Consider the following 23,669-nt stretch of genomic DNA (forward strand, 5'->3'; position numbering starts at 1 on the left):
TCCTTTTCAATTAGGCATGCAGCCAAATCACCGCGGCAAACAGAAGCGATGCTTCAATGGCTTCGTTCATCGCTCCATAGGTATCACCCGTTAAGCCGCCCAGCTTATGATTTAACCAAGCTGCAAGTATTCCTCCAACAATAAACGTACAAAAAGCAAAGATCAGCAGCCAAAGAAGCGCTTCTTCTCTCCCCATTCCGGCAAACCTCAAAACCAGCGCCGTAGCGGCAGCGGGCAAGAGGAGCGCAGCGGCGGCTTGAGCATGTTTCACCTCATGGAATAAAATAGCTATTCCTTCGCCCTTCCGGGCAAACGGCCAACCGGCAATCGCCGTACTCATCCAAGCCCGGCTCCACATCGGGATGACCACAAGCAGCGGTCCATAAAGCTTGATAATCTCATGCTGCATAAGCTCAGCTAGCAGCGAAGCTTTAAACAAAAGCAGAAATACGGCCGCAAGCACGCCCATTGCGCCTACCCGGCTGTCCTTCATGATTTCGAGCATTCGCTCACGGGAACGATGGCTGAGCACGCCATCCGCGGTATCCATCCAGCCGTCAAGATGCAAGCCGCCGCTTAACGCGGTCCAGAAGATAAGCAGAAGAACCGCGCCTGGCCAAGCAGGCACAAAAAGAGCTAACAACCAAGCAGCGGCATATAAGCAAGCGCCAATCATTGCGCCGGCTATAGGAAAATATACCACGCTTCGCGACAAAACGGCTCCTTGAAAAGGAACCGACACGGGAACCGGGAACCTCGTTAAAAACTGAAAAGCAGCGATGAGGGCTTGCGCCTGCAGCTTTAATTCACGATGAACCAACCTGCAATCACCCCCGCGAATAATATAAAGCTAACCCGGTACAACAATTGAACCGCAAGCACAATATCTCCTGCGGCTAGCTTGCGTTTCGGCCAACCCATTCGGGCCCGTTCGCTGGCAACGCCGAAATAGGTATTGCTGCCGCCCAGTTCTATGCCAATCGCACCCGCTACCGCGGATTCCGGAATCCCGCTGTTTGGACTTGGATGTAGGCGGGCAAAGGCGCGAATGGAACGCAGCGCATCCTTGGCGCTCATTCTCCGGTCGAACATTGCGGAAATCGTAAGCATTACGCCTGTAATCCGTGCCGGGATATAATTGAAAACATCATCCGTTCGTGCGGAGAACCAACCGAAATATTTATATTTCTCATTCCGGTAGCCAACCATGGAATCGAGCGTATTTACTGCGCGGTAAAGCATAGCGAGCGGAGCGCCACCGATTAATGCGAATAAAAAGGGGGACACGAGCGCGTCGACGGTATTCTCGGCAACCGTCTCGACCGCCGCACGCGAGGCCTCTCTTTCATCCAGCTTTGCGGTGTCCCGCCCAACGATGTAACCGACATATATTCTCGCTTCATCCAGCCGGCCTTCAATCAATGGTTGATATACTAACATAGCGGCTTCCTTGAGCCCCTTAACCGCTATCGTGGTTGAAATAAACCAGGCGCTTACCGCATAACCGAGCCATGGATGCACGGCATCCGCTGTCCAAACGAGCAGCCATATGAATCCAAAGCTGATCGCGAGCGTCATCATGGTTAACGCGATTCCTAATCCCCGCACTGCGGCAGGATGTTGCTTCCAGCGCTCCGGCTGGAGAAACCGTTCCGCGAAACGAATGAATCGCCCGATCCAAATGACCGGATGAGTCGGCCATTTGGGATCGCCCACCATCCAATCGATCGCGAGCGCGGCTCCTGTTAGAAGAAACAGCTCCTTGAAGGAATAAAATATCATAATTGCTCCCATCTAAAAGCATGAGATTTCAATTCAACGGGTATCCCTGCCGTCACAAGGAAAACGCGCTCGCAGACCGCGGCTGCCCTTTGATTCAGGCGCCCCGCCTCATCCCGGAACACGCGTCCAAGCGGATAAGCCGGAACGATTCCGTCTCCGACCTCGTTCGTGACGATAACCAAAGGATGAGGATAGCTTTGAATCCCTTCAAGCAGCTTTGAAATTTCCTGCTCCAGACGGGAATCCTCCAAAGCCTCCTGCTCGATGCGCAATAGCCAATTCGTCAGCCACAAGGTTAAACAATCAAGCAAAACGACTGGCGGCTTATTCCCCTTACCCGCATCCCGGGTGAATTCTTTCTCAAATCGGATAAGCTGCTCCGCTGCATCGAATGGATCCTCGAGCGTTTCCCAGCGAAAGCCCGAATCCTTGCGATCAGTCTGATGAACCGTGATCCGCTCTTGCATTTCATGATCATAGGGCTGGCAGGTTGCGATATAAATTCCGCGCCCCGCCACCCTCATCGCATATTGCTCCGCAAAGCTGCTTTTGCCGCTTCGCGCCCCGCCTGTTACCAATACTGCCAACTGACATCACCTAACCCTTGGATACGCCCGCGCTCTCGAAAGTTGCCATCTCCTGCATAAGAAGCAGCGCAGCGTCAATAAAATGAAAACCCAATACGGCGCCCGTACCTTCGCCAAGCCTCATCTCCAACTGCATCATCGGCAGTAAACCCATCGATTCCAGCAGCTTTAAATGACCTTGTTCATGGGAAAGATGCGAGGCCACCATATAAGGCATTGCTTGCTTTGCGATCCGTGACGCGACGAGCGCTGACGCCGAAGAAATGTAGCCGTCGATAACGACTAGGCAGCCATTCGCCGCCGCGCCGAGTATGACGCCGGCAAGTCCCGCGATCTCGGCGCCGCCAACCTTAGCCAGCACATCGATCGGATCTGCATCCGCAGAATCGAGCCCGTTAACAGCAATCGCCCGTTTCACGACCTCGACCTTGTTTAACCAGCTCGCGTCGTCAATTCCCGTCCCCCTGCCTACTGATTCTTCCGGCGATAACCCGGTTAATACCGTAGTCAGAGCCGCGCTCGCCGTCGTGTTGCCAATGCCCATTTCGCCCGTAGCAAAGAGTCGGATCCCTTGCGTCACCTGTTCATTAACAATATCAACGCCCACCATGATCGCTTGAAGGGCTTCTTCCCTTGTCATTGCCGCTTGCTTGGCCATATTGGCGGTGCCCCGCACAATCTTCCGGCTTAAAAGCCGATCATGCTCGAGATCGGCATTCACTCCGATGTCCACGCAAATGACCTCTGCTCCCGCCTGCTTAGCCAATACGTTGACAGCCGCACCTCCGTTCAAAAAGTTCAGCACCATTTGCGGAGTCACTGCCTGCGGGAACGCGCTTACCCCTTCCTCGCAGACGCCATGGTCGCCCGCCATAACAATTACCGCTTTACGCGATAAATCCGGCCAAAGCTGCCCTGAGACGCCTGCGATTTGTGACGCAATCGCTTCCAGTTTGCCCAGACTGCCAGGCGGCTTCGTTAAGGAGTCCGAGTGACGCGCAGCTTGAGCCGCAGCCTCTTCGTTGAAGGGTTTGATTCGCTTAATGGTTTCTAATAGCTGTATGTATAAATCGTTTGCCATGGCAATCGCTCCTACTCTCATATTTTACTATTCGGATCTATAATTCGGCTGCAGCATGATTTGAGGCGCTGAGGTCACGGGATGGGAGATAACGGTTGTCGTTGTCTCATATACCCGCTCAATGAGTGACGGAGTAAGCACCTGATGCGGCGTTCCAGCGGCGGCAACCTTTCCTTGATGAAGCACGGCCAGCTCGTCGCAATATAGCGCGGCTAGGTTTAAATCATGCAGGACAGCAATAACGGTTAGGTCCCGCTTCTGCTGCCATGCCCGCACCGTATCAAGAAGCTGCACCTGAAAGCCTATATCTAAGTAGGTTGTGGGCTCATCCAGCAAAATAATAGACGGCTCCTGCGCCATCACCTTAGCCAGAGCCACGCGCTGGCGTTCCCCGCCGCTCAGCTGATCCATTTTGCGATGCTCCAGCTCTTGCAGCCCCATTGCGGTAAGTGCCTCATTAACGATCGTTTCTGAATCTTTCTCGTCGCTGCCCAGCCAATTCTGAAACGGATACCTTCCCATGCTTACAACCTCGCGCACCGAGAATCCGACCGGAGGAAGACCGCTTTGCTGTAGAACAGCCATCTGCTTAGCCAATTCTTTGCGCGGATAGGAGGCTAAGGGGATTCCGGCAAGCCGTACGTCACCGCTTTTAGGACGTTCGACGCCCGACAGCACCTGCAGGAGCGTTGACTTGCCTACACCGTTCGGACCAATGATGCCGTACATCCGCCCTTTCTGAAACGTACAGGATAGTCCGTTCAGCACTACTCGTCCCTGAACGGTCTGAGTAATGTTATGTGCCTCTATCATATCGAGCCTCCTTGCTTCAGCTTCCGCCTATGCAGCAAAAAAGCAAAGAACGGCGCTCCGATCAGTGCGGTAACGACACCTAACGGAATTTCTTTTGGCGTTAATGCCATCCTTGCAAACGTATCAGCCCATAAGACAAACACTCCGCCTCCGATCGCTGACAATGGGGTAATGAATCGATAGTCCGGTCCCACCAATAAACGAATCAAATGCGGTACAACTAAACCGACGAAACCGATAACGCCGGACACAGAAACGGCCGCCGCCGTCAGCAGCGTGGAGCCGATTAAAACAACGAGCTTTGTCCGTTCTACGTTAACGCCTAGATGGGCCGCATGCCGTTCTCCCAAAACAAATAAGTTGAGCGATTGGCCATAGGCGATCAGCAGCGGCAATCCAAGCGCAAGAAACGGGATAAGCATATACACGTTATCCCAGCTTCTCATGGCAAGCGAGCCCATTAACCAAAACAAAATTTGATTGACGACTCCTTCAGACATCGAAACCATAAATGAAACAAAGGCGCCTAAAAAGGATTGAATAATGACCCCGGAGAGAATGAGCGTTTCAATATGCATAATCCCTTTATTGCGTGAAAGCCAAAAAACGCCAAGCAGCGTAACCGTTCCCGTTCCAAAGGCTACAAGCGGAATCGTCCACATCCCGAGCGCCGTTTGCAGCCCGAACAAGATGATAAATGCGGCGCCTACCGAGCTGCCCGAGGCTACGCCAAGCGTATAAGGATCGGCTAAAGGATTGCGAAGCACCCCTTGAAAGCCTGCTCCTGCAAGCGCAAGGCATGCGCCGACAAGAACCGCCAGCAGCACGCGGGACAGTCTGACCTGCGTGACAATCGCGATTTCTCCCGCCGTATAGGATGTGGGCTTATCCGAAAGCCAAGGCAGCTGATGCAGCATAATGCCCCACACATCCCGAACCGATATGCCGGATGAGCCAATGGTCAAACTAACAACGATAGAAACAGCAAGAAGGAGCATAGCTGCTCCTCCATACCAAACGAGTTTATAGGTCATTGGATTATTTTACGAGATCCGGGTGAATCACTTTAGCAAGCTCAAGCAAACCGTCCGCAAGCCGCGGGCCTACGCGAACGAGCGGGTTTTCGGTCACCGCGAACATTTGCTTGTTTTTCACCGCGTCGATGACATCCCAGCCTGGGCGGCTCTCGATGCCGGCAACGATCGGATTCGGGTCCTCCTTCAAATCAGGATAAATAATGAGCTCAGGGTTTTGGGTCACAACTTCTTCAGCGTTAACCTCGTACCAGCCTGGTGAGCCGGCAGAGATGTTGTTCCCGCCTGCCAAACCTAGCAGCTCATCAAGGAATGTGCCCGAGCCAACTGTCCAGCCTTGCGAAAATTCTAAAAATACCTTCTTTTTCTCTGCATCTTTTACGGCATCCGAAACCTGCTGCTTCACTTCACGCATATGGTCGGCTACGGCAGTTGCTTCGGACTGTTTATTCATAATATGACCTAAATTCTCGATTTTGGCAATAACGGCATCATAGGTCAGCGGATCTGTCGCATACACCGCAATATTCAGCTCGCGCAGCTTCGTAATCGCCTCCGTATTCAGCGACGAAGACGCAAGAACGAGATCGGGATTCAAAGCCACGACAGCTTCTATATTGGTCGTCATATCGCCGACCTTCGGCTTCGAGGCTGCCTCTTCCGGATAATCGCTCCATTGATCGACGCCCACCACTTGCTCTCCCGAACCAATGGCATAAATCGTTTCCGTTTCGCTCGGAACAAGCGTAACCACTTTGGCAGGCTGCTTTTCAAAAGTAATTTCCGTCCCGGTGTCATCCTTGATTGTCAATGGATATACCGTGGTTTGGGCTGACGCGTCCGGCGTCGGCTCAGCCGTTGCGGGTTGCTCCGCATTGCCTGCCTGATTGTTACTCAGATTGTCGGCATTCTTGTTTGCTCCGCACGCGCTCGTAACCACTAGCATCATGACAAGCAGCAAGCCTAGCAAAAACTTCATCGTATTGCGGTTCATTCGGTTCATCCTCTACTGCACCCCTATTATTTTATTACGTATAAATAAAAAAAAGCATCTCTGGCCAATGTGCCAGAAATGCTTTCATACGCTTTTACATAAACAGCTAAGCGGCAAGCTTCTCCAACACCGTACCTAAGTCCACGTAGGTTTGAGTGTATAACAAGACAGGCAGATTTTCTGACTCGGATAGCACAGTATGATTAAGATACTGCTGCGCGTCCTTACAGTGGCGGGTCCGTGCCGGATTTACACCGGGCTTCCCTATTAAGCCTCAAGGAGTACCGTAAGCTTTCGCTTCCTGGTCGGTTATGCTCCTATCCGCACCTGTCTATAAACTATGAAATGATCAGATGTTAATATACACCGTCTCTTGAAATTTGTCCAATGCCATTGATGCTTCCAACCATTTCTTAACACGTTCTGCACCACTCATTGCCTGCATAGGTAAATTAGATGAGCTGATTCCAAAACACCGGAACAAAGGAGATGATATGCTGTCATGCTGCCGAGTCGTAACGCCCGTTCGCCTTTGCTCAAGTTCGTTCTTGTTTTCATATTCACTGCGCTTCTGGCCGGCGGGGCATTGATTTGGCTGCACCCGAACGATGCCCCGCCTCCGCCCGTTACTGAGCATACATTCGAAAATGGCAATATCATTTGGACCATTGATGCCTATCCAGCCAAAGTGCTTCAACGCAACAGCTTTAAAATCGATGTGACCGATCGAAATGGCAGCCCCGTTAAGGACGCGTCCATTCATGTTAAGCTGGATATGCTCAATATGGTTTGCGGCGATTATCAATTCGAATTGGCAGAAGCTGCTCCAGGCAAATACGAAGGCGAAGGCATACCGTTAATGGCCGGCACTTGGAAGGCAACCTTAACGCTCGAAATGGATGACCATTCCTATACCGTCGTTAGGCTTCTGCGTGCAGTCCACTAGAGTCTACCACAGCCACGGATTAATCGACGGAATTACGCCATTAACGGCAAGCCCGCGCAAAATCGAAATGACGCCGACTGCTATTGCGGTCACTAGGCTTGCCTTGCGCATTAGCCTGCGCCATTTCTTATTAGCAAAAGCAGCGACTGACGCGGCAAGCGCTAATGCGGGGAAGGTCGATAAGCCGAACAATGCCATGACAGCTGCGCCTTCCAGGCCGGAGCCGGTCGAGGCGGCTGTCATCTGCATCGCATAAGTCAGTCCGCACGGGAGGAACCCGAACGCGATTCCCGTCGCAAGCAAATGCAAGGTTTCTTGCTGCTTGGAACGCCCAGCGCCACCAGCTAACCGTTTGTGAAGGAATGTCGATAACCGGTTCATCAGCGGCAGCTGAAATCTGCGCCACAGCCACAAAAGCAACATACAGCCTCCGATAATAGATGCTAAGCCTTGGACGCCGGCAAATTTGCCCGCCACATCAACAAAGGAGCCAACGGCGCCCATTACTGCGCCAAACAAGGTGTAGGAAACAATGCGTCCGGTATTATACAGCAGCATCGATTTTTTCACCGTCGCCGCGGAATTAAGAGACACGGCCGACACGATTCCCCCGCACATCCCAATACAGTGCGGAGCGCTGAACAATCCGGTCATGATGATAAAGCCCATTTGCTGCCACGTAAGCGTCATTGGATGGCCTCGGACTTTCTCTTAAGCTGGCCCGAAAGCCGCAGCGCGTTCCCGACAACGGACACCGAGCTTAGCGCCATCGCAGTGCCGGCCATCCATGGCTCCAGCAAGCCAAATGCCGCAAACGGGATGACGATTACATTGTATACAAAAGCAAATGATAAATTTTGCCTAACGTTGCGAATCGTCAGCCTGCTGATTCTAATCGCTTCAGGAATCGCCTGCAGCCTTGAAAATAACAAGGTCATATGGCCCGCGCTAAGCGCGGCGTCTGTCCCTTCTCCCATGGCAAGGCCGACATCTGCAGCAGCCAAGGCCGGTGCGTCATTCCAGCCGTCGCCTGCCATTGCCACGCGTTTCCCTTTTCTCTTTAGGCTCTCGACAAGCTCTAGCTTACTCTCGGGCAGCATGGAGGCATGCACCTGCGCGATGCCTGCCGCTTTAGCTGCAGCATGCGCCGGCGCCTCGTGATCTCCAGTTGCAAGAACAGCTGCAACACCCAGCTTCTTTAATTGTTTTACCGTTTCTTTGGCATTGGCTTTAACTCTGTCGTTGAATGCGACTGCGCCTGCGCAATGATCATCGATCGCCAGATAGAGGACCGTCTCCCCTAATTGTTCATGAAACTTTGCGAAGGCAATGACCTCGCTGCTTATCGGCCATTTTCGTTCGCCGGCAAATCCAGCGTTGCCAATCGCGAATTTCTGTTCATTGATTACGGCTTCTACACCGCCGCCAGGCGTAAATACGTGATTGCTGGAAGCCGGAATGACTAGTCCAAGCTTATTTGCTTCCTGCCGAATCGCAGCAGAGAGCGGATGCGCCGATTCCGCTTCAGCGGCAGCAGCCATCCGCAGCAGCGCTGCGCGGTTTCCTTTAACGGCCAAAAATGCGCTGACCTGAGGCTTGCCTTCGGTTAAAGTCCCCGTTTTATCGAAAATAATCGTTTGAATGCCCGCCAATCGTTCAAGCGCTCCCGCTTCCTTCGCGATTATTCCTTGCTTGGCCAGCCTTCCGGAAGCGATAACTAACGAGATAGGAGCAGCTAGGCCCAGCGCGCAAGGACAAGCAGCCAGCAGGACGGCTATTCCGCAAATGAACGCTTTGCTCCAGTCACCCGGATCGAGAAATAATCCCCACATCAAGACGGTTACAAGCGCAAAAACCAGCATAACCGGGACGAACCAGCCTGCTGCCGCATCGACATTGCGCTGGATCGCCGACTTCGAGCGCTGGGCCTGCCGGACCAGCTCCTGAATGCGGTTCAGCATCGTATCATGGCCGGCAGCCTGCGTCCGGATACGAAGCTGCGCCGTTTCATTTCGCGTTCCGGCCCATGCCTGATCCCCCTCGCGCTTGCTGACCGGCAAGCTCTCTCCGGTTAACAAAGACTCGTCGGCAGCAGAATGCCCGGAGGTAATCACACCGTCTACCGGTATGATTTCGCCTGCCGTTACGATGACGATGTCGCCGGCTCTGACGAATTCCGTCTGAATATGCACAATTTCGCCTGCCCTCTCAACGGCGGCCGTTTGACTTTGCAGCTTCCTATACCCATCAGATCCGCTCTGCGCTTTAAGTGAGGCCGAGGTTTCAATATATTTGCCGAGCAGCACGGCTGTCATAACGACCGCAGAGGTCTCAAAATACAATGGCGGCGCATGGGTGGCCGTCTCGGCAAGCGGGCGAAACAAGCCATTTTGAAACACCACGTAATGGCTGTACAAATAAGCTGCGGTCGTTCCGATAACGACAAGCACATCCATATTCGCGCTGCGCTCGCGCATCGCATGGTAAGCGCCAAAATAAAACGGCAAACCGATCACGAATTGAATGATCGTTGCAAGTGATAGCTGCAGCCAAGGCAGGCTCAGCCAGCCCGGCAAATATTGAAGCATGGGCTCAAGCAGCGGAATATGCTGCAGCATGCCGGTTAACAGCGGCAGCGTAAGAAGTGCGGATACGGCCAGCCTCAGCCTGAGAATCCCATGCTCCTTTCTCAAGCCTTTCTTTGCGGTTTCATTCAGCAAAGCCGAAAATCCCAATTGCTTTACCCTCTCGGCGATTTGATTCGCTTCCACTCGTTCAGGCTTAAACTGCACCCATGCGGTTCGCAGCGGAAAGCTGACGGCAGCCATTTGAACGCCTTCCATTTTGCTGACCGCCTTCTCTATCCTAGCCGCACAGGCAGAACAGCTCATGCCATGCACCGCAAAATCTATCGTTAGGTCTTTTTCCGACCCATTCTGATTGACTGCATGCTCCAATCTAAGCACCCGCCTTCCATTCATTGACCTTTATGCCTGTACCTCTGCGTTTAACTATATGACAGGCAATCGGTTTGCATGAATGGAACCTGCGGCTACATGCGGTTTGGCGTTGGAAGCCCTAATAAGTCAAGCGCGTCCTTCATCGTGTTCTTATAGCGCTCGGTGAGCCAAATGCGCAAGTTTTTGGTTTGGCCCTCCGCCTTCAGTACCGTGCATGCAGCATAAAAGTGGTTGAATATAGCTGACAGCTCATATACATACGTGCAAAGCTGGTTGGGAGAAAGCTCGATTACGGCCGACTGCAGCGTTTCGGGCCAATAGGCCAGCTGTCTTAGAAGCGATTGCTCCTGCGGGTGGAGCGCGCTTAGATCCTGCAAGCAATTACTATTAAATGAAAACTCGCCGGCATTCTTCAAAATTCGGCTCGAGCGCGCATAGGAATACATCAAATAAACACCCGTATTCCCGGATACCTCCATGGCTTGCTCCAAATCAAAGACGATCTCCGTCTGCAAATGGAAGCGGAGCAAGTAATAACGGACCGCGGCAGCAGCAATCGCATGACTGGATAAGCCGCTTTTTTTCGATCTGCTTGCGGCAATCATCTGCTCCATTTTTTCTAGAAACTCCGCGATTTTGATGCCGATGCCTTGTCTCCCGGACATCGCATAGGCATGCTTTCCGTCAGAAATATCGATACCGAGACCTTTTGCCGTTTCCGGGCTGAGCGATACGACTCCGTAGCTGACATGACGCAATTGCTCGGCTTGCTTTCGATAGCCAAGCGCAAGCAGAGCTTCCTTGACCATGGCTTGCGGATATTCTTGACGCTGGTCGATCACGTTAATAACGATGTCGGCATGGCCGATTTTTTTCTTCACTCCGCTGGAATGCGTCGTCCAAAGGCGGTCCTCGAATTTTTTGTAACGAAAATCCTGCTTCAGCAGTCCAAACTTCCAGAGATGGTACGCAATATCTTTTGCCGTATAAGTTAAGATGCCGTTTGAGCGAACGAGCACCTTATCCGCATGAAATTCAGATTGTTCTTCAGCTTCATCTTTACCTTCCGAATGCTTGAGCACCCAACAGCCCTGAAGCTTCCCTTCGGTCTCACGACGGAACAGCTGCGTCGCCTGCAGCAGATCGAATGCGCGGGTCCAAAAACCCTCGCGCACAATACGGCTTTCCCAAACAAGGACATCGTATGAAATGCCGAACTGCTTCATATCCTCGATATGCTCTCTTACAATACGCTCTGCGACGAGCAGGCCAAGCCAGGCTGTATTCGAATGCCCTTCTTCCAGCTCTGTCAGAACTTTTGTACGCTCGATCAGCAGCTCGGGCTTTTCCTTATAGGCCTTATTGATACTTGCATACGTGTCCCAGCAAAAATCCCCAAAACGTTCATGCGGCAGTGCTTGCTTGGTCTGAAGGATCCCGACCACCGTATCCGCCAGTTGATTTCCCAGATCATCGATATAGTTGTGCACCTCAACCTGGTACCCTGTTCTCCTTAGCATTCGCGCGATCGTATCGCCAACGCAGGAATTTCTTAAATGACCGATATGCGCTGATTTATTTGGATTAATCGACGTATGCTCGACAAGCACCTTCCGGTTGGCGGAAAGATTAATGACAGCCGGCTGGACCGATTGTTCCGCCCACCAAGACCACTTCACATAAAAGTTAAGAAACCCTGGGGGAGCAACCTCAATGCCTGCGAGCGCTGCGGTTAGGCTTGGATGGTTGAGCAGCCTTTGTTTAAATTCATTCGCGATATGCAGAGGCGACCGCTTCAATACCCTTGCCAATTGCATCGCAATGTTGCTGCTGTAATCTCCATGCGCGAGACTGACGGGATGCTCCACAGCGATTTTCAGCTGCTCCGGCCATGCTGTACTCGACTCCTGCAGCAGGCTTTGCGCCGTTTCTTCTATAGCGCCGATTATTTGTTCATGAACCATGCGGATGCCTCCCATCGATTTATCTAGCGTAAAATTAGGCTTAAAATAAAAAAAGCCCCCGTCTCTTAAATAAGAGACGAGAGCTGTAAAGATCCCGCGGTACCACTCTAAGTGCCATGCCCAAATTACGGGTTGACCCTCGTTTTCGTAACGGTCGATGACCGGATTTGCCTACTGCTGCAACACTTTCGGTTCGGCAAACCATTTCCTGGACCCGCTTCATCTAAGACATCCGTACCGGCTTCCACTTACCCGGCTCGCTGCGACTATCCGTCAAAGACTACTGTTCCATTCGTCAATGTTTTCATTTCCAATTGATTGCTTAAATGTATTTATACAGGATAATATTTGCAGTGTCAAGATTGATTAGCCTGAAAATAAACATTCGCAGTTAAGATCTCCATCGTTTATGAGTCCGAGACGGATTTTCATCAAGGCCATTGGAAAACATACCTATGACATTAATTCTGCTGACGGAGATGGTTATTTCATGAAAACATTGGCTGTTTTTATTATGCTCTTCCTTAGCTCCATCGCTTTTTTAATTGGAATGGACCTATTATCTGGAATCCCGTTCTCCGAAGCGATACGCATTATACTCCATTCCTTCACCGTAATCACCTTTCATGAAAAAATAATCGTTTTTGCTGCCTTCGTTTTTCCATTCGCAATGCCTCTCATCAGCAATATGAATAAAAAAAAGAAAACAAAAACGAATTAAATGCATTGCAGCATGCGCCGCTTACTCATTATCGGGTTTCATATAAGACTTGATTCTTAAACCTGTCCGCCTGACATAGGCTTCCACGCTTACTTTCACTTCGCTTTCAGAGAAGAGGTCTGGCCAGTTTTTCTTCAGCTTCTTCCATTCCTTGGGATGGGTACGCTCCATTTCGGTCGCGAAACCAAAAATATCGCTTTTCTTGTTTTGGGTTACTTTTAAAGCAGATTCGATTTCTTTCTTCGTTTCTTCCGTTAACTGCTTTTGCAGCTTTATCATTTCATCACGGTTGTCCGGATTGATCGAACATTTCGCTTCGCTTAAATTACTTTCTTCTTTAACCCGCAGTGATAATACGGGTTTACCATTTAACATATCCGCCCTCACTTTGGTCGTTGAGCGGATAATCTCAAGTGATATCGCTTCTTTCTTGTCCCCGCAATCAATGTTGATGACCGTGCTTTTCATTTTATTTAATCCCCATACAGCGCCTCGGGCTTCTTTGCCATCCAGCCAAGCTGCGAGCTTCCCCTTTGAAAATATAGCCATTCCTTTCGTTTCGATGTTGGTATACGGGGGAGACTTCTCCGTGTTCATCTTTTTATTTCCTTTTGTAGGGTCCCCGAAAATCCGCATCCCGCTTATGACAGGCTCTCCCGTTCCTCCCAGTCTTTTTATGATATCAGTGACATTAACATCCACGGTTTGTGCCCACAGTTCCGATGACACCTTTAGCTTGTCCTTAATCGAGGTAGCCGTTATGGTTTGCAAGGGGGTTAATACATTTAATAAGGACTGAGCGTCCCTCCCCCTTGCGATGACTACGGATGATGTGAGACGAAGCTCGTGTGATCTTTCAAAGAAATCAAAAAGATCTTGGAGTCCGTCCCTTGCAAGCGGTTCTCCTATAACAAGAAGCTGCGAATGGGCAAAAAACAACCCCCGTGACACTTTTTGCGACGTTTTGCGAAATGCACTTATAATCGTATGATCAACGGAAGAGTAGATAATGTTCGGCATCATGTTTTGTCCCGCACCGCTTGCTTTACCCACGGCAACCGTACTCGGATTTACGATTTGCAAAGACACGCGGTATTGATCCGAATCCGGAACCTTATCAATTCCCATGCCAATGACGATAGCCATGTCGCTAAGCTCCCTGCTGTTCCAGCAGCCTGTCAGAAAAAGAAGGCTGCTAAGCATCAGCATCATGTAGAAAGGATTTGGTTTCATTGGGGACCACTTCCATTGATCGATTTTGACGGTAAGACGGGGGAATCTGGATCATCTTCCCGATCGGCCTTGCTGCTGAGAGATTTCGCAGACAGCTCTGGTTTCAAAGCATTTGAAATTAAAGACAGTCCAAATAATGTCTTCCTCTGGTCCTCAGGTACATATCCTGACATAAAAGTCATATAAGGGATGCCTAACGAAGTGAGACCGCATAAATGACCCAAAATGATGATGCTCAAAATCGCAATGCCGTAAAAACCGAGCAGTGCCGCAGCTCCCATCATGGAAAATCGGATTAATCGAATGGAAAGCGCCATATTGTAAGACGGGATCGCAAAGCTGGAGATGCCCGTAAGGGCAACCACGATAACCATGGCAGAAGAAATAATTCCGGCTTCCACAGCCGCTTGTCCAAGAACAAGCGCACCTACGATGGATACAGCCTGACCGATTGCGCGCGGCATTCGTATACCTGCTTCACGTAAGATTTCGAACGTAAATTCCATAATGATCGCTTCAATAAACGCAGGTATCGGTACGCTTTCACGCTGCGCGGCCAAGCTGAGAAGCAATGGTGTCGGAATCATTTCCTGGTGAAACGTAATGGCAGCGATGTAAATCGAAGGACCGAATAACGAGATAATCAGCGCAGCGTAACGCAGAAATAGAATGGCTGACGCTGCCTCCGGACGCTGGTAATAATCCTCGACGGATTCGAAATTCATAAAAAATGTAACTGGGGCGATGAGATTAAACGGTGTCCCGTCTATAAAGATCGCGATCCGTCCTTCTAGAAGATGGCCGGTAACCGTGTCGGGCCTCTCCGTATTCAAAAGCGTCGAAAATGGCGTCATCCTCTGATCCTGAAGAAGCTCTTCAAGATGCTCGGAACCAGCCAGCGCCTCAATCTGGATATTCTGCAGCCTAGTCCGGAGTTCCCGTACAAGACTGTCATCCACGGTGCCTTGTATGTACATGATTGCTACGGTTGTTTGCGTATGCCTGCCGATTTTATAAGGCTCGAGCCTTATATAGGAGCTCTTGATTCTTCGGCGGACAAGCGAGACATTCGTCCCGATTGATTCCGTAAATCCCTCCTTCGGACCTCGAATTACCACCTGCGATGACGGTTCCGTAATGGCTCGCTGCTCCCCGCCTTTCGTGTTACCGCTTATCGCTTCTGATGAATTCTCGATAAAGATGACCGTATCGCCGGATAAAACGGATAAGATAATATGGTCCCAGTCCTTTAGTACGTACACTTCGCCTATGGTGAGCACGTTTGTTTGAATAAAGGTCAGTACGCTTTGATCCTGATCTAAACTGACGCCGGCTCCCGCATCAATCATGAGGGAATGGAGAATAAATTGATTAACCATCTCCTTATCGGTAATGCCGTCCAAATAAACCGCACCTGCTTGCGTCTGGTTCGCACCGATCTCGAAGAGCCTAATGATGATATCCGGACTGTTACCCAGTTCATTTTTGATGAAGTTAATATTATCTGCAAGACTCGGGTTAATGGAAGCGCTGGCTCCTGTGCGCGGTTCTGCCTCTGACTCGCCGCCTAACCTTCGAGTGGTCTTATTTTTATATCGAGCTGAATTTTTGAAAAACATCATTCGCACCTCATTCGTATCGTTATGGGTCGTAAGATCATCCTTGATGGGAATGGCCAAACCGTTTCCTCAACAAATGAATGAGAAGGAGAAGCACCGGAATTAGAACGACTAAAGTTGGGAGAATGACGTATATGACCATGATGCCTTCATGATTATGCTCCGGAAAGCTCCAAGCGGATTGCACCGAAATCAGAAAAATAATAATTCCGATCGGATAAGCAAGCTTGTTCGTCTCAGAAATGCGGAAAATATCCGCTGCTATGGCGGAAGCCGCATAGGCATAAACGGTCATTTTAAAAAACACCCCAATAATAAGGGCAAGAATGACTAATGCATCCAGCCTCTGTATAAATTCCGCCAGATCCACTGCTGTTATGACCGTGAATAACGGGAAGGTAGCCCGTGAATAAACATCCGCTCCAATGACGCCAACTTCCATGGCATGCGTCAGACTGAGAAAGAACGTACTGGCCAAGATAGCTAAAATACCTGTTTTTTTCGCCAATTTCTTTTGCTTCATATGCGGCAAAATCGTAGTGAAGCAGATCAACTCGCCAAACGGGAACATGAAAATATTCGGGTAAGCATTCCTAAACGTTGATAACCAACCCTCGCCTAGCGCGGGAAGCAGGTTCCTAAGCTCGACCGCGCCTGAAAGCAAGACGGCAATGCTGCTGAGAACGCCTAACGAAAGCATAATGATAATGTATATTTCGCCTAATCGGAACAGCACGTTAATTCCTTTGTAGAGGATATAAATAACCGCAGCGACCATTACTGCATGGACGACCGTAATCGGCGTCTGGTCATACGAAGCCGAGATGAGCAGATCCCCCGCCTCCCGCAAATTACGCGCCGAATTATACATAAAAAAAACAACATAAAACAGACTAATGGGCCAGCTGATATAAAGCCCGACGATTTTTTGCATATAGCCGCTGATAATTAGTGCTGGATATTGTTTCTCAAAATAAACATAAAGCAAATAAATCATAATGCCCCCGGGCATCGCCAGCAGTATCGATAACCATGCGTTAGTCCCCGTCCCCAGGCCAATCGGAAGCACCAATGCCGTACCGAATTCGAATAAAATGATGGTGGAGAACAGCTGAGTCGGACTGATCGCGGATGATTTGGCCATTTCAACCCTCCTTCCAATGCGTTAGCAAATGATCTGTATTATGTACGACATTAATACTTTCCAAAAAGAGGCTATTTTATGAATATTGCAGGAAATCGTCTGTAATCGGCTGCTCTTTCTCTAGCAACAAAAAAATACAGGCTTACGTCAGAGACGTCAGCCTGTATTTTTCAATAACTATTTATTCTCTGCCATGGATATAGGCGCGTACTATTGCTCAGTTAAGATGATCGGACCATTCTCGGTTATCGCAAGCGTATGCTCGTATTGGGCTGACAAACCGCCGTCAACCGTTCTGGCGGTCCATCCGTCTTGATCGATTTTGCTGTGGTATTTCCCCGTATTCAGCATCGGTTCAATCGTCAGCACCATGCCGGCCTTTAAACGGGTCCCCCGCTGCGGCGGGCCGTAATGCGGTACCTGTGGCTCCTCATGCATTTTCTGTCCGATACCGTGACCGATAAAATCCCTTACAACCGAAAAACCTTGCCCTTCCGCATAGGCTTGGATTGCATGTGAAATGTCACCGATTCGGTTACCGACTACCGCCTGTTCTATTCCTTTGTAAAGCGACTCCTTCGTCACATCCAGCAGCTTGCGAGAAGCATCAGATACGCTGCCGACTGCATATGACCAAGCTGAATCCGCGAGCCAGCCGTCCAAATTAACGACCATGTCGACGGTAATGATGTCGCCTTCAGCCAGCTCTGTTTTACTCGGGAAGCCATGGCAAATCACATCATTGACCGAGGTACAGGTAGCAAACGGATAGCCATGGTATCCTTTCTGCTCCGGTGTCGCTCCATTATTCCGGATAAAGTTCTCGGCAAACTGATCGATTTCGAGCGTGGTTATCCCGGGACGAATGAATGTGCGCAGCTCCCGATGGCAGGCAGCCAGGATTTCACCCGCTTTTTTCATTTTCATGATTTCTTCGTTTGTCTTGATGACGATCATTTCAATCACCCAATCCTTTACTTCTATGATGACATTAGTACCTAAAGTATTTTATTCTGTAACCGCATGTAGGATTAAGAATACCTCAAATAACCGTAAAAATATATCCAATAGGTTTCAACGCATCAGCGCCTGCTTGCCGGCGTTAAAAGGCCTCTCCGTTACTCTTTCGAATCTTTAATGAGCTCTTTCTTCCAAAAATTAATGACCGTATGCTCTGACAACTCCATAGATGCCCATAACCCTTTGGACTTAAAACCATGTTTTTCCATCATTTCGATGGTACTTTGTACTTCTGTGTTACTCACTCTCAGCTCCATGGACACTGCGCTTTTCACAATCGTATTCCAATCATGGATTTGTTCATCCGCATATTCGTTAATAGACATGCTATTTTCATCCTCTCAAGTTGTCGCTTCCAAAGTCCCATAAAAATAATCGGATATGATTTTACCCTGAGAATTGGCTTTGTATCCCTAAATAAAAATAAAAAGCCCTCAAGGGCTTTTTATTTAACCATGCAAACTTGCCTTCTAAAATGATTTCTTATTTGCCGTAAACGACTTCACCCGGCCATTGGAGCATTCCGCCGGTTACGTTGACGACTTTATAGCCCTGCGCATGCAGGAAATCGCATGCTTTCCCGCTGCGTCCGCCGCTGCGGCAGATCAACACGATGTCTTGATCGCCTTGCTTAAGCTCATTGATTCGCTCTTGAAGCTCAGACAACGGAATGCTCCGTGCTTCCTTAATATGGCCATCCTGCCACTCGTCCGGCTCGCGAACGTCGACAAGATTTAATGGTTTGCCTTCTTTCAGCTGGATTTCAAGCTCAGCTGCCGTCATTTCTGGATACATTTGACTCATCCCTTCAAGCGTTGCTTATGTTTAATCGTATACAAGCATTGTATCGCTTAGATATGCCTATGTCTATCTTGCTGCTTTTAACGCCTGTTTTTATTTTTCGCGGCCAATAGCCGGTTGATCGTGGCATCCTTTGCTGCTTCGTTTTTTTGCTCGGCCGGGCTGTTCTCCGGGCTCTCCCGAATGATCCTGCTCTCGGCTGAAGGGGCGGAGTCATATCTAGCCACAAGTCTCGTATCGGATGCATTCGTCGAGCTGGCGCCGTTCCCGTAGAAACGATTAGCTTCCGTTTTACGTTCCTTCAGTCTAGACAAAGCGCTAAACGAAGCCGATCTTTCGACAGTCGTATTTGTTTCCCCCGAAATAGAAAGCTTATTAGACTGAAAATGCCGTTTGAAGCGTGCCATCATTCGTTCCAAAGGAAAGGATAGTCTTCGAATCGCAATATCGAGCAGCCATAACATGAGTGCTGAAATAAGCAGCATGCGCGTCCAATCATAAACCTGCCTTGATGGCTGCGGATTAAATTGAAAGGCCATCCTCGGATCGGAAGGGTCGATGACCCTTCCCCCCGTCGTTGCCGCAATTTGCTCCAGCAGCGCAGGTCCATCCTCATTCGCAATACGATACTCCGGCGAGTAGGGAATCACAAAACCAGCCGTACTCCCGTTTTGGATAGAAGAATCATCGGACTTTTGTCCAATCTGCGCTAAATATACGCCTGGCTCTGATACGGTTAGCTTGGCTTCGTATTCGCCGGGTGCAACCGGCATCAGCCGTTTTATTTCTTGGTTGCCAGCTAGGTCTTGAATTCCCGCGGATAGCCTGCTGTCGGCAACCTCGCCATCGGCAAGCGACCGGACACTTAGCTTCGCTTCATTTCCGGTCATTTGGGCGGATATGGAATACGGCGCCTGCTCAAATTGCGGGAAAGTCCATTTTACCCAATCGACGAACACGCTCGGAAACTCCGGCCACTGTACCCACTGGCTTGACCATTTGCCCATGAAATCGCTTGTCCAAGCCACCGTTCTGCCTGAACCGTAAGGCCAGCGGGCGAGCAGCGGATCACCGCCTTGTGTCCAAAGCGCTATCTCTGCCGTTTGTTTGGGTGAAGTTGCGATATAGGCATCGATAGCAGGCAGTCCATTGCGCCAATTGATTGACCAATCGCCTGCTTGCCCGATACTTGGCGTAAAGGTCTGCTCTACGATATAGGTTCTTGACATCATAACGGTTTCACGGCTAAATATAGCAGGCAGCGTGCTTTGATCTTTTGTAAAATAATAACGGCCCTTGGCGTCATCCGCCAGCCGTTTAAGGAGCTGTTGATCCGCGCCTTCCCCTACCGCGACGGTAGACAGCGTCATATTCTCCTCATTCATCGCATCCGTAACCGCTTTGTAATTGGCGGATGTTGAGGATTGGCCGTCCGTAAGCAAGATCATGTGCTTACGCTGAGCATCCAGTTCTTTTAAACCTTCATAGCCCGTGCTCAGCGCGGTAAATATTTCAGTACCGCCCTCCGGCTGAATGCCCTTGATCTTTGTAAGGACTGCTTCACGATCCTTGAGCTGTGTCGGTTCCACTACCCACCAAGGCGCAGAGTCGAAGGCTACAACGCCTACCGTATCTGTGTCGCGCAGCAGTTCAACCGTCCGCATTGCCGCTTCCTTCGCCAGCTCCAGCTTCCCGCCGGACATGCTTCCCGAGCGGTCGATAACCAAAACGAGCCCTAAAGACGGAATTTGTTTCTTGCCTTGCAAATCCATATGAACCGGCAGCGCTCGCTCGATTGGCGTTTTGAAATAACCTCCGAGACCAAAGCTTTCATCTCCGCCGAGCATCATTAGCCCGACGCCGTAATCGCTGACCGCCTTCGCAATCCATTCCATCGGCTTCTCGGCAATGCGTGTCGCCGATACATTGTTCAATATTATGCTGTCATAAGCTGCGTATTCGGCAAGCTCCACCGACAATTGCTCAGGAATAATCGTCTCAAACCTTATTAACGACGACTGAAGCGCGGCTTCAATATTTGCAGATGAACCTCGAGCCCCTTCCACGATTAAGACGGCCGGCGGTCCGCCTACACGGCTAAAGGCATGTGCCGTATTGTTAGCCTGCTGTTCATCGCCGGGAACAAATATTTCAGCTCTGAAGCGGTGAAAGCCAGGGTCCGCCGCGATGCTTTGCAGCGCAAATCGGTTTTCGCCTTTTTCGAGTTGAATATCGGAAAGGGAAAGTTCAGCGTTATCTGCATAAAGACGAAGCTGCGCAGGTCCGGCAGCCGTACTGTTGATCATAATTTCAAAGCCGAACGTCTCACCTTGCTTTAACGAGGGAGGTACGTTCAGTTCCTCGATCGAAGCATCCTTCACCGATTCCGGCTTCAAGGGGACAACATCAACGGCAATGCCAACGTTTTTCAATAAACGGGCTTGCCTCCTGGCATCGCCGATATTTTCCGCCCCGTCAGAAAGCAATACGATTCGGCCTCCGCCCTCCTCTTGGAGCATCGCTGCAGCAAGCTGCAATCCTTGCGAAATATCCGTATAGCGCGGATTAAGGTTTGCCCGGAACGCAAAGCTTTGTTCATCCTCGAATAATTGCTTCGTTAACGTTCGTTCGACGGCGGCGTTTAGGCCTGAGGAAACAATGCCGCCAGAATCCTCGTTTTCTTTGGAAGACCAGGCTTCCTTTATCCATTCGCTCATACGCGTATCTGCCCGCATGCTGGCTGATCTGTCTGCCACGAATACAACCTTGCGCTGTTCTCTCTCGGTAAAAGGCTGAATATCCGAAATGATGGCGATTAAAAGCAGAAGAATAATGGCTCGCGTGATGATCGATACGAGCTTTCGCCCGCCGCGCAGCCGCAGGGTCATTCGTGACATCCACCACACATAAAGAAGCAGCGGCAGTATCAGTAGAAGCGCCCAAGGGTTGCTAGCTTGAAAGCCCACGGCGATATACCTCCCATTCCGCACCCAATACCAGAAGCATCAAAATTGCTGCATATAGCTGCAGCGATACTTGCTGCTTTTGTATAGGCGGTTGATCTGGACCTGCCTTCTCTGCCGCATCCGTTACCCCGACCGCCGGCCCGGACACTAAACGCAGCTTTTCTTCCGAAGCAGCGAGGTTCATGAGCTCCGTTTGATCGGCGCTTACCGCTAATAACCGATCACTGACAATCGCATTATCTCTGTTTTTTTCGATCAGTCGATATAATCCCGGCACGGAAGGGGCTTGGTACAAGTCCTGTGCATCTATTTCGAGCTCTGCGGATTTCTTTTGCCCGGCAGAAGCTCCTATGGCTGCATGCTGCACGGTTTCCCATTCCGCTTTAACGGTATCCGAATGAAATGAGAGCTCCAACTGCTGCTCCGCAGTGGAGGAACCAAGCTCAAGCTGCAGCCCGCCGCTCATCCATTCTGCCGCTTGAACGATAAGGACGGGAAATTCGGGACGCAGCGGAAGATCCGTATCTTGGAAATCAAAGGTGAAGCGTAGACGTGGCATGCCTTCATGCGTCCCTGCATAGATTGCTGGGATCCCGCCATAGCTGAGAACCGATTCGCCCCAGGTTATTTCGGACGGAGCGGGCTTTGAGAGCCTGCCGATATGCGTGTCAGCAAAAGTTAGATACGAAGTAACGGTATGCTCTTTCTTCACTACGCGATGACTTGCTGGCACTGCCGCATTCTGATCCGATTGTTCAGGATGGTCGATCATCCAGAGGGGCTTCGATTCAAGCAGCTTGGACCAATCTGGGTCTGCCGCCAATGTACCGTATAGGCCATCTGTAACGATCCAATCGATTTTGTTTGCCTGCTCATCTGCAGGCGCTGGGCTGTCCGGGCTGATCTTGACGGTTTGCACGCCGGCAAGCAACAGCGCTTTCTCAAGAAACAAGTTGCCTTCCGTTACAAGCAGCGCTTGTCTCTGCCGCGGAACAGCCGGGAATTGATATGCCGTATTATCCGCCAAAAAATCATCACGCTGCTTAAATTGAGCTTTATAGTATAATGCCTGCGGCAGCTCGCTCACTTCCGCGCTTTCCCATTCGCCTGCCGGAACGATAATAAGCGGTTCAGCAGTTAATATTTGCTCTCCGGCTGCGGTAACCGCATACACCTCAAGCTTTAGCGATTGATCCTGTTCGCCGTCATTCCTGAGAGTAATAACGCCCCTGCCCGCGCCGCTGCTGCTTGCCGCCGGCTTTATTCCGAAGTATGCAATGGAAACGTTCTGGATGGATTCCGAGCCGCCTACTGCGTGCAACACCGTAGGAGACCGAAGCTGCAGCTTATTCGCTTCTGAGGCATCGGACCAGTGCCCATCCGTATAAATAACGATTTCCCCGGATGGATCATCCTGCAGAAGGGAATCCGCAAGCGAAAGCGCTGCTGCTTGGTCAGATTTCCCGTAAAACGGCACGATGCTCTGCAGCGTCCGAGTAATCTCATCCTTGTTGCTTTGCCGATTGACCAACACTTCGGGCTGAGCCCCCGTCGTGATTACCGTGACCGGCCTGCTTTCCGCTTGCTGGTCAAGCCAATGCAAAGATTCTTTAATCGCTATTTCTAGCCGGGTCATCGATTCAGGGCTAGAGTTTTGATCGGTTGTGCTTAGGGTTGAAGCCATGCTTGCGGAACGGTCAATGAGCAGGATGGCATGTCCGGATGGCGCAGCTGATCTGGTTGCAACAGGCTCCATCAAAGTGAGTATTAATATAATCGCGATCAACAGCTGCAAGAGCAGCAGCCAGCGGCTGCGAAGCTTCTGCCACGGCCGATTCGCTTCTTGCTCCCGAAGCACTCTTTGCCAAAGCAGATGGCTTGAAATTATTCTATTTTCATAGGTTCGCTTTAATAGGTACATGGCTGCGATAGCCGGTAACGCAGCAGCAAACCAAGCAGACGCGATGGACAAAAACTGCATCCATCCTCCTCCTCTCTGGTCTA

The 23,669-nt window shown here is 50.4% G+C and carries 19 protein-coding genes, 1 riboswitch and 1 other annotated feature; of the genes, 1 reads left to right on the forward strand and 18 read right to left on the reverse strand.

Annotated features, from left to right (window positions below):
• Nucleotides 1–10 precede the first annotated feature (10 nt).
• The 7 genes from cobS to MRBLPE1_RS00605 are packed head-to-tail and all read right to left on the reverse strand — an operon-like array spanning nt 11 to nt 6,300.
• Nucleotides 11–820: an adenosylcobinamide-GDP ribazoletransferase gene (gene cobS, locus MRBLPE1_RS00575; protein WP_364140212.1), complete on the reverse strand. Its 810-nt coding sequence runs from the start codon at nt 818–820 to the stop codon at nt 11–13.
• On the reverse strand, nt 802–1,782 hold the full coding sequence (gene cbiB, locus MRBLPE1_RS00580) for an adenosylcobinamide-phosphate synthase CbiB (RefSeq protein WP_364140214.1): 981 nt from the start codon (nt 1,780–1,782) through the stop codon (nt 802–804). Before cbiB ends, cobS begins: the two co-directional genes overlap by 19 nt.
• Entirely contained in the window at nt 1,779–2,369 is a 591-nt protein-coding gene (gene cobU / locus MRBLPE1_RS00585) for a bifunctional adenosylcobinamide kinase/adenosylcobinamide-phosphate guanylyltransferase (protein ID WP_364140216.1), read from the reverse strand. The genes cbiB and cobU overlap by 4 nt, the downstream gene beginning before the upstream one ends.
• Before the next feature lie 10 nt (nt 2,370–2,379).
• The gene (gene cobT, locus MRBLPE1_RS00590; protein WP_364140218.1) at nt 2,380–3,450 is read right to left on the reverse strand and encodes a nicotinate-nucleotide--dimethylbenzimidazole phosphoribosyltransferase; all 1,071 of its coding nucleotides are present in this window, start codon (nt 3,448–3,450) and stop codon (nt 2,380–2,382) included.
• Nucleotides 3,451–3,477: 27 nt separating this feature from the next.
• Complete coding sequence (locus tag MRBLPE1_RS00595; RefSeq protein ID WP_364140220.1) at nt 3,478–4,263, reverse strand: heme ABC transporter ATP-binding protein; 786 nt, start codon at nt 4,261–4,263, stop codon at nt 3,478–3,480.
• Complete coding sequence (locus MRBLPE1_RS00600; RefSeq protein ID WP_364140223.1) at nt 4,260–5,261, reverse strand: FecCD family ABC transporter permease; 1,002 nt, start codon at nt 5,259–5,261, stop codon at nt 4,260–4,262. Before MRBLPE1_RS00600 ends, MRBLPE1_RS00595 begins: the two co-directional genes overlap by 4 nt.
• 40 nt (nt 5,262–5,301) lie before the next feature.
• Nucleotides 5,302–6,300: an ABC transporter substrate-binding protein gene (locus tag MRBLPE1_RS00605; RefSeq protein ID WP_364140226.1), complete on the reverse strand. Its 999-nt coding sequence runs from the start codon at nt 6,298–6,300 to the stop codon at nt 5,302–5,304.
• 144 nt (nt 6,301–6,444) lie between these two features.
• A riboswitch (cobalamin riboswitch) is annotated at nt 6,445–6,595 on the reverse strand.
• A 198-nt stretch (nt 6,596–6,793) separates the two neighbouring features.
• Between MRBLPE1_RS00605 and MRBLPE1_RS00610 the strand changes: the two genes are divergently transcribed.
• Nucleotides 6,794–7,237: a FixH family protein gene (locus MRBLPE1_RS00610; RefSeq protein ID WP_364140229.1), complete on the forward strand. Its 444-nt coding sequence runs from the start codon at nt 6,794–6,796 to the stop codon at nt 7,235–7,237.
• 3 nt (nt 7,238–7,240) lie between these two features.
• Here MRBLPE1_RS00610 and MRBLPE1_RS00615 read toward each other — a convergent pair whose 3' ends face one another.
• The 11 genes from MRBLPE1_RS00615 to MRBLPE1_RS00665 form a co-directional block, all read right to left on the reverse strand.
• Nucleotides 7,241–7,927 (reverse strand): sulfite exporter TauE/SafE family protein, encoded by a 687-nt coding sequence (locus tag MRBLPE1_RS00615; RefSeq protein WP_364140232.1) that lies wholly within the window; start codon nt 7,925–7,927, stop codon nt 7,241–7,243.
• The gene (locus tag MRBLPE1_RS00620) at nt 7,924–10,194 is read right to left on the reverse strand and encodes a heavy metal translocating P-type ATPase (protein ID WP_364140234.1); all 2,271 of its coding nucleotides are present in this window, start codon (nt 10,192–10,194) and stop codon (nt 7,924–7,926) included. The genes MRBLPE1_RS00615 and MRBLPE1_RS00620 overlap by 4 nt, the downstream gene beginning before the upstream one ends.
• A gap of 95 nt (nt 10,195–10,289) precedes the next feature.
• Complete coding sequence (locus tag MRBLPE1_RS00625; RefSeq protein WP_364140236.1) at nt 10,290–12,161, reverse strand: arginine--tRNA ligase; 1,872 nt, start codon at nt 12,159–12,161, stop codon at nt 10,290–10,292.
• A gap of 69 nt (nt 12,162–12,230) precedes the next feature.
• Nucleotides 12,231–12,466: a binding site (T-box leader), on the reverse strand.
• Nucleotides 12,467–12,903: 437 nt separating this feature from the next.
• Nucleotides 12,904–14,115, reverse strand: coding sequence for a Ger(x)C family spore germination protein (locus MRBLPE1_RS00630; protein ID WP_364140238.1), 1,212 nt, complete (start codon nt 14,113–14,115; stop codon nt 12,904–12,906).
• Nucleotides 14,112–15,794: a spore germination protein gene (locus tag MRBLPE1_RS00635; protein ID WP_364140241.1), complete on the reverse strand. Its 1,683-nt coding sequence runs from the start codon at nt 15,792–15,794 to the stop codon at nt 14,112–14,114. Before MRBLPE1_RS00635 ends, MRBLPE1_RS00630 begins: the two co-directional genes overlap by 4 nt.
• Nucleotides 15,772–16,878 (reverse strand): GerAB/ArcD/ProY family transporter, encoded by a 1,107-nt coding sequence (locus tag MRBLPE1_RS00640; RefSeq protein WP_364140243.1) that lies wholly within the window; start codon nt 16,876–16,878, stop codon nt 15,772–15,774. The genes MRBLPE1_RS00635 and MRBLPE1_RS00640 overlap by 23 nt, the downstream gene beginning before the upstream one ends.
• A gap of 210 nt (nt 16,879–17,088) precedes the next feature.
• Nucleotides 17,089–17,835 (reverse strand): type I methionyl aminopeptidase, encoded by a 747-nt coding sequence (map, locus tag MRBLPE1_RS00645; RefSeq protein ID WP_364144400.1) that lies wholly within the window; start codon nt 17,833–17,835, stop codon nt 17,089–17,091.
• Nucleotides 17,836–17,996: 161 nt separating this feature from the next.
• Complete coding sequence (locus tag MRBLPE1_RS00650; RefSeq protein ID WP_364140246.1) at nt 17,997–18,224, reverse strand: hypothetical protein; 228 nt, start codon at nt 18,222–18,224, stop codon at nt 17,997–17,999.
• A 157-nt stretch (nt 18,225–18,381) separates the two neighbouring features.
• On the reverse strand, nt 18,382–18,693 hold the full coding sequence (locus MRBLPE1_RS00655; RefSeq protein WP_364140248.1) for a rhodanese-like domain-containing protein: 312 nt from the start codon (nt 18,691–18,693) through the stop codon (nt 18,382–18,384).
• A gap of 86 nt (nt 18,694–18,779) precedes the next feature.
• A complete protein-coding gene (locus tag MRBLPE1_RS00660) occupies nt 18,780–21,665 on the reverse strand; it encodes a VWA domain-containing protein (RefSeq protein WP_364140250.1) in 2,886 nt (961 codons plus the stop codon).
• Nucleotides 21,649–23,646, reverse strand: a complete 1,998-nt coding sequence (locus tag MRBLPE1_RS00665; RefSeq protein ID WP_364140253.1) for a vWA domain-containing protein — start codon at nt 23,644–23,646, stop codon at nt 21,649–21,651. The genes MRBLPE1_RS00660 and MRBLPE1_RS00665 overlap by 17 nt, the downstream gene beginning before the upstream one ends.
• Nucleotides 23,647–23,669: the final 23 nt, after the last annotated feature.

It is taken from the genome of Paenibacillus sp. LPE1-1-1.1, from assembly GCF_040676435.1.
In the GTDB taxonomy this organism is placed as follows: Bacteria; Bacillota; Bacilli; order Paenibacillales; family Paenibacillaceae; genus Pristimantibacillus.